This is a genomic window from Kitasatospora acidiphila (genome assembly GCF_006636205.1).
In the GTDB taxonomy this organism is placed as follows: domain Bacteria; phylum Actinomycetota; class Actinomycetes; order Streptomycetales; family Streptomycetaceae; genus Kitasatospora; species Kitasatospora acidiphila.
In genome coordinates, this window is record NZ_VIGB01000003.1 from 7,311,617 (window position 1) to 7,326,832 (window position 15,216).

Sequence of the window (15,216 nt, forward strand, 5' to 3'; positions counted from 1 at the left end):
GCGGCCGCGGGGCTGCGAGGCCCGCGCGTGGTTCCGCCACCCTGTCACTAAGTCCTCCCGGGTCATGACCCGGTGTGGAGGATCCGGCTACGCCTTCGCCTTGGCGACGACGGTCACCAGAGTCTCCGCGAAGGCGGGCAGGTCGGCCGGCTTCCGGCTGGTGATGAGCACATTCGGCCCGCTGGTGCAGATGTGGACCTCCTCGTCGACCCAGTGGGCGCCGGCGTTGACGAGGTCGGTACGCACGCTGGGCCAGGAGGTAAGGGTGCGTCCGCGTACGACATCGGCCTCAACGAGCGTCCACGGGGCGTGACAGATCGCAGCGACCGGCTTGCCCGACTCGAAGAACGCACGTACGAAGCCCACGGCTCGCCGGTCGGTCCGCAGGAAATCCGGGTTCGCCACCCCGCCGGGCAGCACCAGAGCGTCGTACCTGTCGGCGCTCACCTCGCCGAGCACGTCGTCGACCTTGAAAGTGTCGGCCCGGTCGAGGTGGTGGAAAGCCTCCACCCGTCCCGCCTTGGTGGATACCAGCCGTGGAGTGCCGCCTGCTTCGGCGACTGCCTGCCACGGCTGGGTCAACTCGATCTGCTCGGCGCCCTTGGGTGCCACGAGGAAGGCCACGGTCCTGCCCTGCAAGGTGATCAAGGAGACCCGCCTTCTTCCCGCGCATCGGTCCCGGTAGCGGTCAGACCCTCCCTTCCAGGATGCGCTACCGGGGCGGTCCTGCGAACGATCCCGGCCCGGTAGCCGGTCGGCCGGCAACGTCCCGCCAGACCCCGGGCACGGCGAGGGTGGAGAGTGCGAGGGCGCCCGAGCCGGCCAGGGCGGTGGCGATCCGGCGGACCACCAATCGCCGTCCGTGCTCCCGTTCAGCCCGCGAGCAGCCCTCGCCCCGGTCGTGGAACGCCCGCGTGTGGTGCTCGCTGGGCACCATCACACCGCCATCGCCCAGACGTAGCCGAGCCATTCGCGCACGTGCACCGCGATCAGCCCGCAGGCGTCCGGTCATTCCCGCACGGCGAGGGAGGTTGATGGTGTGTCACCAAGGGGTTTCTCAACCAGCCCGCCACGCGCTGGACCTCGAGATCGCCGCCGCCCCCGAGCTCTGGCGGCCGCGGGCGGCTGCTCGGCGTAGGCGGGCTCAGGTCGGGTAGCCGTACCGTCCGTGCAGCCGGACGAACCGAGCCATGGTGAGGATCTGTCGGGCTGCAGCCCCGAAGCGGTGCGCTGGAAGGACACGACCTGCTCCTCGCCGCCCGGACCGATGGGCTGGACCAGGCGGCCGCCGAGCCGAAGCTGCTCGATCAGCGGTGGAGGGACATCGGGGAACGCCGCCGAGACGAGGATGGCGTCGTACGGGGCGCGGTCCGGTACGCCGCGGCTGCCGTCCCCGAGGCACAGCTCCACATTGCGAATGCTCTGGCGGGCGAGGTTCCGCCGGGCCTGCCGAACCAGCTGCGGCCACATCTCGATGCTCACGACGTCTGCGGCCAGCCGAGCGAGCAGAGCGGTTTGGAAGGCCAGGCCGGTACCGACTTCGAGGACGTGTTCGTTCCCGGTGAGTGCCAGGCCGTCGATCATCCTCGCGGAGAGTGAGGGCTGGGTGGTCGTCTGCCCGTTCGCGATCGGGATGGGCTCGTCGAGGTAGGCAAGGGCACGGTAGCGGGCAGGGACGAAGCCTGCGCGCGGCGTCGCCCGCAGGGCCCCGAGCAGGCGCTCGTCGCGGATGCCGGTTTCCCGGGCGGCCTGGACGAGATTGTCCGCTTCGGGGAAAAGGTCTCCGGTCACGTCCACTTCCCTGACATCCGCCGGAGAGCGAGCATGCCGTCCGGGCCGAGATCGATTCTTGAGCCGAAGCCGCGGCTGACCCGGTCGAGAACCTTCCGTCGCCATGCGGAGTCTTCGGGCAATGCGTGCTCAAGGCGCGCCTGCCGAGCCTTCACGGGTGCCATGCGGGCGTCGACCAGCTTTCCGGTGTCCGGCTCCACCGAGGCCAGGTACAGCAGCCGCAGGTCGTTCCGGTACTGCTCGAAGCCGGTGATGCCCTCGTAGTCGTCGATGAAGTCGCCGCAGCCGTAGAGGATGAGCTTTCCGCGGTAGACCTCGGTTGGGTGGGGATGGTGCGCAGAGTGCCCGTGCACCACGTCGACACCGCCGTCGACCAGCGCGTGCGCGAAGCGGATTTGAGCGTGGGGACGGCGTAGCCCCAGGTGGACCCCCAGTGGATCGAGGCGACCACGACGTCGCCCGATCGCTTCACCCGCCGCACTCGATCGGTGACGTCGGCCGCGTCGGTGTCCGACTCCTCGGATACGAAGTCGATGCCGGCCCGATCCTCGGCCGCGGCCCACGCCTGCGGAATCCCGCTGGACGCCGTCCCGAACGAGAAGGCCAGGGCCCGCCTGCCATCGTCGAGTGCGACGATGGCGGGTTGCCGCGCCGCGGCCGCGGCCGCGGCCGCGTCCCGGCCCGCCCCCACCGCCGGCAGCCCCGCGCCCGCCAAAAGGTTGGCCGGAGTCATCCGGTAGTGCACGTCCTTCGCCGGCGCGAAGTCGTCGCTTCGGGTAACGCTCGTCTCCAGATTCAGCAACCGGACCTCGGGCGCGGCCTCGTCGAGCAGCCGCACGACCTCCCCCAGGACCAGGAGAAGCCGACCGGGCGAGGAATCGGACCGTTCACGGCCTCCGCCCACTCGACGTAGGCAAGCGCATCCCGGACGTACGACTCCCGCAGCCTCGGATCACCGGGGTGCGGAAGGATCTGGTCCACGCCGCGCCCGAGCATCACGTCGCCGCAGAGAAACAATCCCACCGGGTCAGTGCCCATGACTCAAAGCTACGCCCTGTTCGGCTTACTCCGAGCTTCGAGCCAATCCGTTGGCCGACTACGGGAGGGGCAGGTTGATGTTCATCCGTTCGGGTTCATCATGCTGATTTCCCGTTTTCCGGACGCGCTGGCGGCTATTCCGACAACTGAGGTAGGCGCGCGGGTAGGAGGTGTCGGCGATGCCAGCGAAAGCTACGACGCCAATACCAACTACTCTTCCTCATAACCCGGTTCACTTACTGGGGGAGTGGCTGGCGCGTTCTCCCGGCCGCGACCTGCGACCGGCCGTCCGCAGTCAGGTGGTCTGCGGTTCGCCTTCTACGGGCGGGTGTCCACCGAGGACCACCAGGATCCGGCGAGCTCTCGGGCGTGGCAGCTCCTGCAGGCGCAGGCCCTGATAGCAGGGCACGGCAGGATCGTGGCGGAGTTCTTCGACATCGGCCACAGTCGGACCCTGCCGTCGGCGCGTCGGCCGCAGGCCGCCGCCCTTTTGGTGGCGATGGCTGATCCTGAGCGTGAGTTCGACGCGATCGTGTTCGGTTCCAGCGAACGGGCCTTTCACGGAAGCCAGTTCAGCGTGATGGCGCCGCTGTTCGAGCATTACGGCGTCGCGGTGTGGGTCCCGGAGCTGGGCGGTGCGGTGGACCCGCTTATCGCTGGGCATGAGGAGCTGATGATCCTTCTCGGCCTCCTGGCCAAACGCGAGATCACCCGCACGCGAATAAGGGTGCGAACTGCCGGGGCTGTCCAGACGCGGGAGCAGAGACGGTACTTGGGTGGCCGACCACCCTACGGGTACCGCCTGGTCGATGCCGGCCCCGCACCCGAACCGGGCATGGGCCCGGCGAGGAGTTCGATTGCAGCGTCTCGATGTCGATCCTCACACGGCTCCGATCGTGCGGTGGATCATCGTCCAGCGCTTGGCCGGGTGCAGCGTCGCGCGGAGCACCCGCGGCCTGAACGATCGGCCATCCCGTGTCCTTCGGCTGCCGATCCCGATCGCAACGCGCACCACAGCGGCGAGGGATGGACGTTGACCACGGTGCGGGCCGTCCTGGCCAACCCCCGGTACACCGGGCGGCAGGTGCGGAACCGGCAGCGCACCGACCACGAGCTGCTCGACCCGGACAACACCACGTTCGGCCACCGGGCTCCAGCGCCCCTTCGCACCCGGCGCTGGTCAGCGAGCCGGACTTCGTCGCGGTCCAGAACCTCCGGGTAGCACGCGAAGGCGTCCCGGGCCGCGTGTACCTGCTGGCTGGGCTGCTGCGCTGCGGCATGTGTGGCCGGCTGATGGACTCGTGCTGGTCCCATAACCGACCGGCCTACCGGTGCCGAACGCTGCCCACAGAGCAGGAACCGCGTACCAGATGTGTGTCCGAGGGGTGTGCCAACCCATACGTATATGCCGCTACTGTCGGGACAACTGACAGTGCCTTAGCGGAATCGCTGCAACTGGCTAGGCCAACTGCAGATATGGTGCCTGCCGCGGATGGCGGCGCGCAATGACGGCAGCTCGGTTTCACCCGTTCGAGTGTGATGGGCGGCCGCTGACCATCGCCATTGGCTGCGTTTCCTGGCGACGGGCGGCTGCGGCAGCCTAGGGAGGAGGGCTTGCGCCGTGTGGCAGCCACTCTTCGGCGGGAGGCGGTGCTCGGGTCACGCCAGCATGGTTTGTCATGGCGTCGACTCAGTCGTCAGGATGTACTCCGAGCAGGTGGGGATACGGAGACGTGGCCTGATCCGTCCAGCGGCAGATCAGGGCTGGCCGAGCGCTTGTGCTTCTGCCCGATGAGCCAGGTTCGCGGCGGTGACGCGCCACTGAGTGGGAGGAACGTGCCGGGTTATGGCCCGAGTGACCGTCAAGGTGCCGAGGCAGCGAGCCCTGCCGCCGCTCGCGGCTCCGGAGGCCGTTTCGTGGACCACCGGGCTGTTCGACGGTGGGTGGGCCACCGTCTTCCTACCGGAGGAAGTGGCCCGTCACGGACGGTTGTTCCTGTGGCGGCCCGACGACGCCTGGGCCGATGCCGCTGCGGCGCCGCAGCCCGCGGTCGGTGTCGACGCACGCTCGGTCGAGCTGGTGCTGCCACATGGACGCTCGGTGCGCCGCCGCGTCGTCCCGGGCTTCGCGGTGGAGGTCGCCGCAGCGCTGCCCGCGCTGCTGACCGCCGACCCCGGTCACCGTCACCCTTCCGTCTGCGCGTGGGCCGGCGCCACGCGATTCGCCCTGGCACTGCTCGGCGATGGCCGCCTCTATCCGGGGCTCAGCCCCGAGGGGTACGACACGTGGCGGGCCGGACCGTACGATGCCGGAGACCGCCGGGCCCTGGACGAGTTGGCCGCCGCCTTTCCCCCTCATGCCCACTGCCTGCCGCAACCGGGGCCCGCGCTGCTGCGCATCGCCGCGCCGGCGTCGATCCTGCGGGCATTCTGCGACGCGGTGGCCGACACGCTGGCCCGCACGCCGGCCGCGCCGCTGGCGGTCGGTGAACTTCCCTATGCCTGGAGGGAAGTCCGCCCGCTGCCGCAACTGCGTTCCTGGGCCCAGGAAGTGGAGGCTTCGCTCGTTGCCGACGTCTCGGTGTCGTTGCGGGTGGACCCGCCCGAGGGCCGCCGGAAGCAGTTCCGTGCCGTGCTGCAGCTCCACACCGCGCAGGACCCCGCCTTGGTGGTCGAAGCGGGCCAGGCGTGGGCCGATCCTGCGGAGGCCGAACGGTTGCTCGGCCCGCGTGCCGAGACTGAGATGCTGCTGGCGCTGAGGCGCGGCGCCCGTGCCTGGGAGCCGCTGGGTCGGCTGCTCCGGGACGCCGCGCCCGACCAGTTGCGGTTGACCGATGACGAGGCGTTTGAGTTGCTGGGTGATGCCACCGACGAGCTGGGCGCGGTCGGCATCTCCGTGCACTGGCCGCGCGAGCTGGTGAAGGCCCTCACCGCGCAGGCGGTGATCGGGCGGCACACCGCCCCGGGCAGCACTGCCTGCGGCCTGCTCGACGCGGATTCGCTGCTCGAGTTCAGCTGGCAGATCTCGCTCGGTGGCGAGGAGCTGACCGAGGCGGAGATGGACGCCCTGGCCGAGGCGCGCCGTCCGCTGATCCGGCTGCGCGACCAGTGGGTGGTCGCCGATCCGCGCCTGGTGGCCCGCGCGAAGCGCCGGCGATTGGAACCGCTTGGCCCGATGGACGCGCTCACCGCCGCACTGACGGGGAGGTCGAGCACGAGGGCGAGCCTGTTCCCTGCGCGGCGGTCGGCGCGCTCGGCGAGCTCGTGGCCCGAATCCGCGACCCCGAAGCCGGGGCGGCCGTCGAGCAGCCACCTGCCCTCAAGGCCACGCTGCGCGACTACCAGCGCCGGGGCCTGGCTTGGCTCGCGCAGATGTGCGAGCTCGGGCTGGGCGCCTGCCTCGCCGACGACATGGGTCTCGGCAAGACCGTCACCCTCCTCGCCCTGCACCTGCACCGCCAGGCCGACCCGGGGACGGCCGGACCCAGCCTGGTGGTCTGCCCGGCCTCCCTGCTCGGCAACTGGCAGCGCGAGGCGGAGAAGTTCGCACCCGGTACCCCCGTGCGCCGGTACCACGGCGGCGGACGGCACCTGGAGGACCTGGCCGGCGACGAGATCGTGCTGGTGACGTACGGGGTGTTGCGCCGGGACCGGGAACGGCTGGCCGAGGCCGACTGGTCCCTGGTCGCCGCCGACGAGGCCCAGCACGTCAAGAACCCCTACAGCACCACGGCGCGTGAGCTGCGCGCCCTGCCCACCCGGGCTCGCGTCGCACTCACCGGCACCCCGGTCGAGAACAACCTCTCCGAGCTCTGGGCCCTGCTGGACTGGACCACGCCAGGTCTGCTCGGCTCGCTGGCCACCTTCCGCGAACGCCACGCGCGGGCCGTGGAGTCCGGCGAGGACCCCGCGGCCGCCGAACGGCTCTCCCGCCTGGTGCGGCCCTTCCTGCTGCGCCGCAAGAAGACCGACCCCGGCATCGCCCCCGAGCTGCCGGCGAAGACCGAGACCGAGCGGATCGTCCAGCTCAGCACCGAACAGGCCTCGCTGTACGAGGCCGTGGTCCGCGAGACCATGGAACGCATCCGTGAGGCTGAAGGCATCGCCCGCCGCGGTCTGGTGCTCAAGCTGCTCACGGCGCTCAAGCAGATCTGCAACCATCCCGCGCAGTACCTGCGCCAGGCCGGACCTCTCGACGGCCGTTCCGGCAAGCTGGACGTCCTGGACGAACTGCTCGACACGATTCTCGCCGAGGGCGAGTCGGTGCTGGTCTTCACCCAGTACACGCAGATGGCCAAGCTGATCGAACGTCACCTCACGCAGCGCAGGATGACACCGCTGTACCTGCACGGTGGGACCCCGGTGGCCCGGCGCGAGGAGATGGTGGCGGCGTTCCAGGCAGGAGACGACCCGGTCTTCCTGCTATCGCTCAAGGCGGCCGGCACCGGCCTCAACCTCACCCGTGCGACCCACGTGGTGCACTACGACCGCTGGTGGAACCCGGCGGTCGAGGACCAGGCCACCGACCGCGCCTACCGGATCGGACAGGACCGACCGGTGCAGGTCCACAAGCTGGTCGCCGAGGGCACGGTGGAGGACAAAGTGGCCCGGCTACTGGAGAGCAAGCGCGCCCTGGCCGAGGCCGTCGTCGGCTCGGGCGAGGCCGCGCTGACCGAGCTGGGCGACGATGACCTGGCCGAACTGGTGTCCCTCAGGAGGCAGTCATGACGCCGACCCGCCGAGCACCTACCCGCGGGGCCCGCGCGTTCGCCGCCACCTGGTGGGCCAGGCGTGGGTGACCGCGCTGGAGGACTCCACCCTCGACTCCGGCCGCCTGGCCCGGGGCCGCACCTACGCTCGCAAGGGCATGGTCGGCACGATCGTGGTCGCACCCGGACAGATCAAGGCCCCGGTACAGGGCAGCCAGCCGCGCCCGTACCGCTCGGCGCTGCACATCCCCGTACTGACGGGCGGTCAGTGGGACACCCTGCTCACCGCTATCGCCGCGCGGGCCGGGCACGTTGCCGCACTGCTGGACGGCGAGATGCCCGCCGAACTGGTCGAGGACACGCGAGCCGCGGGCGTGCCGCTGCTGCCCGGACCCACCGAGCTCGACCCCGAGTGCTCCTGCCCCGACTGGGGCTACCCCTGCAAGCACGCCGCCGCACTGTGCTACGCGATCGCCGCGCGCATCGACGACGATCCCTTCGTGCTCTTCGCCCTGCGTGGCAGAGGCCGCGACCAGGTCCTCGGCGAGCTGCGCGAGCGGCGCCAGGCCGAACGACCGGCCGCGCAGGAGACCCCGGCCGGAACCCCGGCCGCTGCCGCGTACGCGCGCTGGGCCCAGGCACCGACCAGCCTGCCGCGGCCGCGCGTGCCCGAGGGCCGCTCTTCGGCCAGACGGTCGGAATCCCGGCTGCCGGTCGATCCCCCTGCCGCCTTCGGGCTCACCCGAGCAGACCTCGAACGCCTCACTGCCGACACAGCCGCCCGCGCCCGAACCCTCCTCGCCGGAGACCACACCTCCCTCGCGCTGACACAGCGCCAGGACGCGGTCCGCCTCACCGCCACCCAACGCCATCTCGCATGGTTCCAGGGACTGCAGGCCGGTACCGGACTGCGCCCCATGGAGCTCGCCCGGCTCACCCGAGCCTGGCGCTACGGCGGCGCGGTCGGGATGGCCGTCGCCGAGGAGCCCGGCCCCGCCGACCCGGCCGTCATGGCCTCGGCCCGCACCGCGGTGGCCGAGGCGCTCGCGGACATGGCATCGGAGGGAGGCCCAACACCGCTGAGAGGCTGGCGCAACCGCCTTACCCTCGGCGACACGGGCCTCCAACTCCGTCTCGGTCCGGATGGCCGCTGGTACCCGTACCGGCAGGAGAACGGCGACTGGTGGCCGTGCGCCCCGGCGACAAGCGACCCGGTCTCCGCTCTGACCACCGCCTGGGAACGCTGACTCCAGGACATCGAACGGCTTTCTCGCCATCCGCTTCGGGACGGTCTGGCGCAGCGGCTGGTGGGATGTCGCAGGAGCGCGGGAAGCGTGCCGGTACGCGGGAATCAGCGTCGCCACCCGTGCTCGTCCCGCGTGCCGTGTCGGCGGGCGCGGCGGTGCCCTGGCGGCCGAGTTGCGCGGCCCGGGCAGCCCTCCCGTAGGGGGACTTGCACCATCGGCCACTGGGGAGTGGGCGTCGGCTGCTCGCTGGTTGGGCGAGGGGCTATAGCGGGTAGCGCTGGGCGGTGCGCCGACCTCAGCCGCTTTTGGGCACACCACAGGGCCGGCCGCCCAGCCCACGGAACGTATGAGCCGACCGGGGAGGCCGGGCGGCAAACGCCACGACGGTGATGGTGATGCTAGTTCGGTTCCAGCCTGGTGCCCGTTGCGCAGTGGTCATGGCCCACCTCAGGGCCGAGTGATCATGTCACTACTATCGGATAGTCTGTCGAGTATCGATTTGATCGCCGAGCGTAGTGGGGGCGCGTGCCAGGGGCGGAGCTTGCGGAGCGTCTGGTTGCTCTGCACGAGGGGCAGATCGACAGTGCCAGGGTGGTGCTGGAGTTCCGTCGTAGTGCGGTGCTGGTGCCGACCCGGGGTGGTGAGCCGTTGGCGGCGGACCTCGGCGGGGTCCAGTGGCTGTATGCGTTCACGGGCGAGGACGCCCTGATGCGGTATGCGCAGGCCGGCGAACTGGGGCCCGAGGTGCCGTATCTGACGGTCTATGGCTGGCGGCTGATGGATGTGGCGGTGCCGGCGATGGGTGTTCCGGCGGGGGTGGCCGTGGATGTCGCGGGGCCGGCGCCGTTCCTGCTGCCGCCGGTGCGCGGGGTCGTTCCGGATGCGGTGGCGGTGGATCGTGGCTGACTCCTACCAGGTGGACCCGACCGCGCTGAGCGACACGGCGAACGGGATCAAGGAAGCCATCGGTGAGTTGAAGAAGCTGGGGATCGTCGAGGGCGCCGAGGTCGGCCGTGGCTTCTCCAACATCGCTCTGACGGGGATGCAGGTCGGCAACGGCGGCCTGCAGAGCGCGTTGCAGAACTTCTGTGACCGGTGGAGCTGGCAGGTGCGGCGCCTGGTGCACGACGGCAACGACATCGCGCAGAAGCTCCACTTGTCGGCGGGGAGGTACTACGACCAGGAGCAGTACATGTCGGGTGCGTTCAAGGACCTCGCGAACGCGGCGATCGGGAACCCGGATCTGACGGACAAGCAGGTGGAGGGGGAGTCCTGGGACACGGTGCTCGGGAACAATCCGTACACGCAGATCCGTGGTGCGGACTATTCGCAGCAGTCCTTCAACCAGGCGATGTTGGACAGCAAGGCGGCCTGGGAGTCGACGGGGGCCGACATGTTGAACAGTGATCCGCGGTTGAAGGCGCTGAACGCGTTGACACCGAACGGCGCCGCCGTGACCGGCGATGAGGCGAAGCGTCTTGAGGCCGAGGCCGAGAAGAATCGGGCGTTGGCCCAGCAGATGGGGGATCACCACTGATGGGGCTGCTCGACTCGGTCGGCAATGACCTGAACGACTTGTACAAGGACGGCAAGAAGGCGGCCGGCGGGGCGGTCGAAAGGGGGACGCATCTGGTCGGTGACGGGCTGGACGCGGTCGGTCTGCACGATGCCGCGCACACGGTGGACAACTACGGCGACAAGATCGCCGACAAGCTGGGTGCGCAGATCCCCGAGTTGCAGCTGGGCCAGACCGACGACCCGAAGCAACTGGTGCACGGCGATACCAAGGCCATCGGGGAGTCGGCGACGCACCTGCAGGTGTTCCACGATGCCTTCGAGTCGACCGGCAGCGGGCTGCGGGCGATGGACAGCGACCATTGGCAGGGTCAGGCCGCGGAGGCGTTCCGCGCCAAGTTCACCCCGCACCCGGCGCAGTGGTTCGCGGCGGCGGACGCGTGTGACGCGGCGGCCAAGGCGCTGGACCAGTACGCGCAGACCGTCAGTTGGGCGCAGGACCAGGCCAAGCAGGCAATCGACGCCTACAACGCGGCGAAGGCAGCCCAGAAGCAGGCGCAGGACGCGTACAACACGAGCGTCGACACCTACAACAAGGCCCTCAAAACCTACGACGACGCCACCAAGAGCAACAACCCCAACCCGGGGCCCAAACCGACCGATCCGGGCACCTTCAAGGACCCGACCGGCGATCAGTTCACCCACGCCCAGGACCTGCTGAACGGCGCCCGCTCGGCCCGGGATACGGCGGCCGCGACCGCGGCTGCGGCGCTGAAGACCGCCATGGACGCGGCCCCGCCGGAGCCGAGCATGGCCGAGCGGTTGAAGCTGGACGCGTCCGACCTGGTCCAGGGAGAGAATGTCGCCAGGGATCACTTCGGCGGCGGCATCATCAAGGGCGCGGCCGGCATCGGGGACTTCATTCGCGGCATGAACCCGACGGACATCTACAACATCACCCACCCCGCCACCTACATCGACCACGTCAACCAGGTCGCCGCCGGCCTGATCAAGACCAGCAACCACCCCACCCAACTGCTCTCCTCGGTAGTCGGATCCGGCTGGGGCTCCGACCCCTTCGAAGCCGCCGGCAATCTCACCACCAACCTCGCCTTCGGCGCCGTCACCGGCGGCGGTGGCGACGTAGCAGCGGCCGGCACCGATATCGCCGGGAACACCGCCCGAGACGCGGCCGAGAACGCGGGCGCAAATGCTGCCAAGGACGGGGCGGAGAACGCGGGCGGCACCGCGGGCCGCGACGCCGTCAAGGACCCCAACGTCCCCGGCCGCGGCAAGGACGACCGGGTCTGCGACGGCGACCCGATCGACATGGCCACCGGCCACATGACGCTGTCGCAGACCGACGCCCACCTCGCCGGCGTCCTCCCGCTGCTCTTCACCCGCACGCACGACTCGCACTACCGCGCCGGGCGTTGGATGGGCCCGACCTGGGCCTGCACAATGGACGAGCGCCTGGAGATCGACGCCGAGGGCGTCGTCCTGCTCCAGGGCGACGGCATCGCCCTGGCCTACCCGCACCCCGCACCAGGCGCTCCGACCCTGCCGAGCACGGGCGCCCGTTGGCCACTGGCCCTGACCTCCGAGGGCTTGTACACGGTCACCGACCCGATCTCCGGCCGCATACGTACCTTCCGTCGCGACCCGGTCCACCCTGCCCTCGCCCCGATCGACACCATCGTCGACCGGGCCGGCCACTGCCTGACGTTCGACTACGACTACGACGGTGCCCCGGTCGGCATCCGCCACAGCGCTGGCTACCACCTGGAAGTCGACGTCACCGACTCCCGCATCACCGCCCTCCGCACGGCAGGGCTCGAACTCGTCCGCTACGGCTACACCGACGGCCACCTCACCGAAGTCACCAACTCCTCGGGCCTGCCGCTGCGGTTCGAGTACGACGACCTCGGCCGGATGACCGCCTGGATCGACCGCAACGACTCGCGCTACGACTACGTCTACGACGACCAGGACCGCTGCATATCCCAAGGCGGCTCCGGAGGACATCTATGCTGGCACTACGACTACCAGCCAGGTCTTACCATTGTCACGAACTCCCTTGGTGCGGTACAGCGATATGAGATAAATGAGCTGCACCAGGTGACGGCCTCCACGGACGCGCTTGGGCATGCCACGCGGTTCGCCCGCGACCGCTTCCACCGCCTTATTGAGGTGGTGGACCCGCTCGGTCACGCAACTCGGTTCGAGTATGACGAATTGGGCAACGTGACCACCGTGGTTCGTCCTGACGGAGCACAGTCCTCCTCTGTCTACGGGCCCCTCGGCCTCGCCACCTGCGTGGTTGACCCCGACGGTTCAGTCTGGCGCCGGAGTTACGACGACCGGGGCAACTGCACTGCTCTGATCGACCCGACTGGGCTGGTAACCCGATTCAGTTACGACGCTGCCGGCCACCTCGCTGCAGTAACGGACTCACTTGGCCACAGGACTTCCACTAGGTGCGATGCAGCTGGTCTGGTAGTCGAGGCAGGGGACAAGCTTAGTGGTGTGACTCGGTTCCAGCGCGACGAATTCGGCCGACCTATTGCGGTGTCGGATCCGCTAGGGAACACGACCAAGCTTGTCTGGAGCATCGAGGGGCGTCTAATCTCGCGGACTGCACCCGACGGTGCAACCGAAGAGTGGACCTACGACCCCGAGGGGAATGTTGTCGCACGGAGGGACCAACTCGGTGGAGTCACGGTCATGGGCTACACGGACTTCGACCTCCTTGCCAGCCGTACTACTCCTGACGGCGCCCGGTACACCTTCGAGTACGACGCCGAGCTCCGACTCGTTGAGGTAACCAGTCCCCTGGGTCTCAAGTGGCATTATCGGTATGACGTGGCAGGCCGTCTGACGGCTGAGACGGATTTCGATGGCCGAACGCAGGTCTACAGCTACTTTGCCGACGGCCGGATTCAGAGTCGCACCAATGCAGTCCGTGAGACCGTGGCATACACATACGATGCCGTTGGCAGGGTTGCCACCAAGGATGTCCAGGGTGCGGTCACGTCATATGCCTACGACCTGATGGGGCGGCTGGTCTCGGCGGTAAGTTCCGGTGTGGAGTTGATCCGCGATTACGATCGACTTGGCCGCCTGACCGCGGAGACCGTCAATGGCCGCACCCTTGCGATTGAGCGCGATCAGATCGGGCGGCGTCGGGTACGGCGAACACCATCGGGCGTGACGAGCAACTGGGGATTCGATGCGACAGGTGCTCTGAAGACGCTGACAACCGCGGGACGGACTATGAAGTTCACCCGTGATGCTGCAGGGCGCGAGATCTGCCGGGAGCTCGGAAATGACGTCAGCCTGGCCCAGTCTTGGGACAGTTCTAGCCGCCTGACTGGTCAGGTGCTGTCCAGCAGGAGCGACGCAGATGTGAACGGGCTCTCGGCTTTGCTGCAGCGCGAGTACAGCTACCAAGCCGACGGAAGCCTAGTCGGCATCACGGATCAGAGCTCGGGAACCCTTCGTTTCATATTGGACCCCATAGGTCGAATTACCTCGGTCCGAGGGTCTATGGGGGTCGAGGAGTATGCTTACGACGGTTCAGGAAACCTCACCGCTACCGGGCGAGTCGGCCCCACAGGACCAGGGTCTGCTGTCCCCGGCGAGTTTTCTTATCAGGGTACTCGCGTCCGTCAGGCTGGAAACTTGCATTTTGAATACGACGCCCAAGGACGCGTTGTCCGCCGTAGGCGGAAGAGGGTCTCACGTAAGTCCGACGTCTGGCACTACACGTGGGACGCCGAAGACCGTTTGACATCTGTTGTCACCCCCGATGGTCAGCGTTGGCGCTATCTCTATGATCCATTCGGTCGGCGCATTGCGAAGCAACGCACAGATGACGATATGAGTGTAGTCGAGTGGACCGACTTCACATGGGACGGAAGCTCGCTGATTGAGCAGGTTGCAAACAGTCCTGCGCTTCCTGGGCCGTACACGATGACATGGGAATATGACGGATTGCGTCCGTTGGCCCAGCTGGAAATGATCATTGGCGATTCGGAGGAGCAGGATCGGCAGCACTATTTTGCCTTCGTCACCGACCTTGTGGGAACTCCAACGCATCTAGTCGATCCAGCGGTATCCAAGGCGTGGTCCGCCCGCACGAGCCTCTGGGGTGATACGACTTGGCCGGCTGATGGTGCTACCTCTACGCCCCTTCGGTTTCCAGGTCAATATTATGATCCTGAAACGCAGCTTCACTACAATTTCCACCGCTACTACGATCCAGCCACTGCCCACTACCTGACTAATGACCCACTCGGATTGCGAGCTGCGCCTAATACCAGGGCGTACGTTCACAACCCGACCACCTGGGCGGATCCATTGGGGTTGGCGCCGGATGACTGTCCTATCACGCCGACGACGAATGGTGGTAGTTGGGACCCTGCCGAGGCTCCTTATCTCTACCGTGGCGTCCCCTATGCGGATGGCACGGATCCGATCGCGTGGCAGCGAGCCTACGAGAACGCCCTCCAAGGCAGGGCTGAGCCTAATGGCACCAACATGGATGTTCAGAGGCACGTCGGTGGTAACACGGAGGATAGCGGCTACACCTCCTGGAGCACCGATTATGAGGACGTGGCGCTCGACTACAGTAGGGAAGGAAATGGACCCGGCGTAGTCCTGCGGATCCCCAATGCCGACGGCACCGGGTATTTCCGGGTCCCCGGCGTCAACTACGTCGAGGACTACGCTAGCGAGTTGGAGGTCACCATCGGCGGGACCGTGCCTGATGCTGAGATAAGTGTGAACGGAGGACCATGGACCCGGCTCGAGCGGTGAGGCTTGTCCGTCAGGCGATCGCAGACGGCATCTGCGATCCCGGCGTCGCTGGCCTCCTTGCCGGAGAGATATCGGCAGACTGCTCACCCGTGAGGGTC

Annotated in this window: 9 protein-coding genes and 2 pseudogenes; 7 read left to right on the top strand and 4 right to left on the bottom strand. The window is 68.3% G+C overall.

Annotated elements, in window-relative coordinates; translation table 11 throughout:
* Nucleotides 1-87: 87 nt before the first annotated feature.
* The 4 genes and pseudogenes from E6W39_RS34550 to E6W39_RS34565 form a co-directional block, all read right to left on the bottom strand.
* Complete coding sequence (locus E6W39_RS34550) at nt 88-648, bottom strand: type 1 glutamine amidotransferase domain-containing protein (protein ID WP_228718506.1); 561 nt, start codon at nt 646-648, stop codon at nt 88-90.
* A 64-nt stretch (nt 649-712) separates the two neighbouring features.
* Complete coding sequence (locus E6W39_RS34555; protein ID WP_181799578.1) at nt 713-937, bottom strand: hypothetical protein; 225 nt, start codon at nt 935-937, stop codon at nt 713-715.
* A 71-nt stretch (nt 938-1,008) separates the two neighbouring features.
* Entirely contained in the window at nt 1,009-1,791 is a 783-nt protein-coding gene (locus E6W39_RS34560) for a protein-L-isoaspartate(D-aspartate) O-methyltransferase (RefSeq protein WP_228718508.1), read from the bottom strand.
* Nucleotides 1,788-2,829 (bottom strand): annotated as a pseudogene (locus tag E6W39_RS34565) (CapA family protein). The gene E6W39_RS34560 and the pseudogene E6W39_RS34565 overlap by 4 nt, the downstream one beginning before the upstream one ends.
* Before the next feature lie 418 nt (nt 2,830-3,247).
* Between E6W39_RS34565 and E6W39_RS42245 the strand changes: the two are divergent.
* The 7 genes and pseudogenes from E6W39_RS42245 (at nt 3,248) to E6W39_RS34600 (ending at nt 15,118) form a co-directional block, all read left to right on the top strand.
* Nucleotides 3,248-4,051, top strand: a complete 804-nt coding sequence (locus E6W39_RS42245) for a recombinase family protein (RefSeq protein WP_228718509.1) — start codon at nt 3,248-3,250, stop codon at nt 4,049-4,051.
* A 71-nt stretch (nt 4,052-4,122) separates the two neighbouring features.
* On the top strand, nt 4,123-4,338 hold the full coding sequence (locus tag E6W39_RS42250; protein ID WP_267286779.1) for a hypothetical protein: 216 nt from the start codon (nt 4,123-4,125) through the stop codon (nt 4,336-4,338).
* A gap of 337 nt (nt 4,339-4,675) precedes the next feature.
* Nucleotides 4,676-7,557: pseudogene (locus tag E6W39_RS34580) on the top strand (DEAD/DEAH box helicase).
* 67 nt (nt 7,558-7,624) lie between these two features.
* A complete protein-coding gene (locus E6W39_RS34585; protein WP_228718512.1) occupies nt 7,625-8,785 on the top strand; it encodes an SWIM zinc finger family protein in 1,161 nt (386 codons plus the stop codon).
* Between the two features lie 525 nt (nt 8,786-9,310).
* On the top strand, nt 9,311-9,691 hold the full coding sequence (locus E6W39_RS34590; RefSeq protein WP_141636836.1) for an SseB family protein: 381 nt from the start codon (nt 9,311-9,313) through the stop codon (nt 9,689-9,691).
* Nucleotides 9,692-9,701: 10 nt separating this feature from the next.
* Nucleotides 9,702-10,322, top strand: a complete 621-nt coding sequence (locus tag E6W39_RS34595; protein WP_141636837.1) for a hypothetical protein — start codon at nt 9,702-9,704, stop codon at nt 10,320-10,322.
* Complete coding sequence (locus E6W39_RS34600) at nt 10,322-15,118, top strand: putative T7SS-secreted protein (protein ID WP_141636838.1); 4,797 nt, start codon at nt 10,322-10,324, stop codon at nt 15,116-15,118. Before E6W39_RS34595 ends, E6W39_RS34600 begins: the two co-directional genes overlap by 1 nt.
* Nucleotides 15,119-15,216 lie beyond the last annotated feature (98 nt).

What these genes read in the sequence shown, in the direction of transcription:
- E6W39_RS42250 (WP_267286779.1), top strand. Translation starts at nt 4,123, where the DNA reads ATGGACTCGTGCTGGTCCCATAACCGACCGGCCTACCGGTGCCGAACG.
- E6W39_RS34600 (WP_141636838.1), top strand. Translation starts at nt 10,322, where the DNA reads ATGGGGCTGCTCGACTCGGTCGGCAATGACCTGAACGACTTGTACAAG.
- E6W39_RS34555 (WP_181799578.1), bottom strand. Translation starts at nt 937, where the DNA reads ATGGTGCCCAGCGAGCACCACACGCGGGCGTTCCACGACCGGGGCGAG.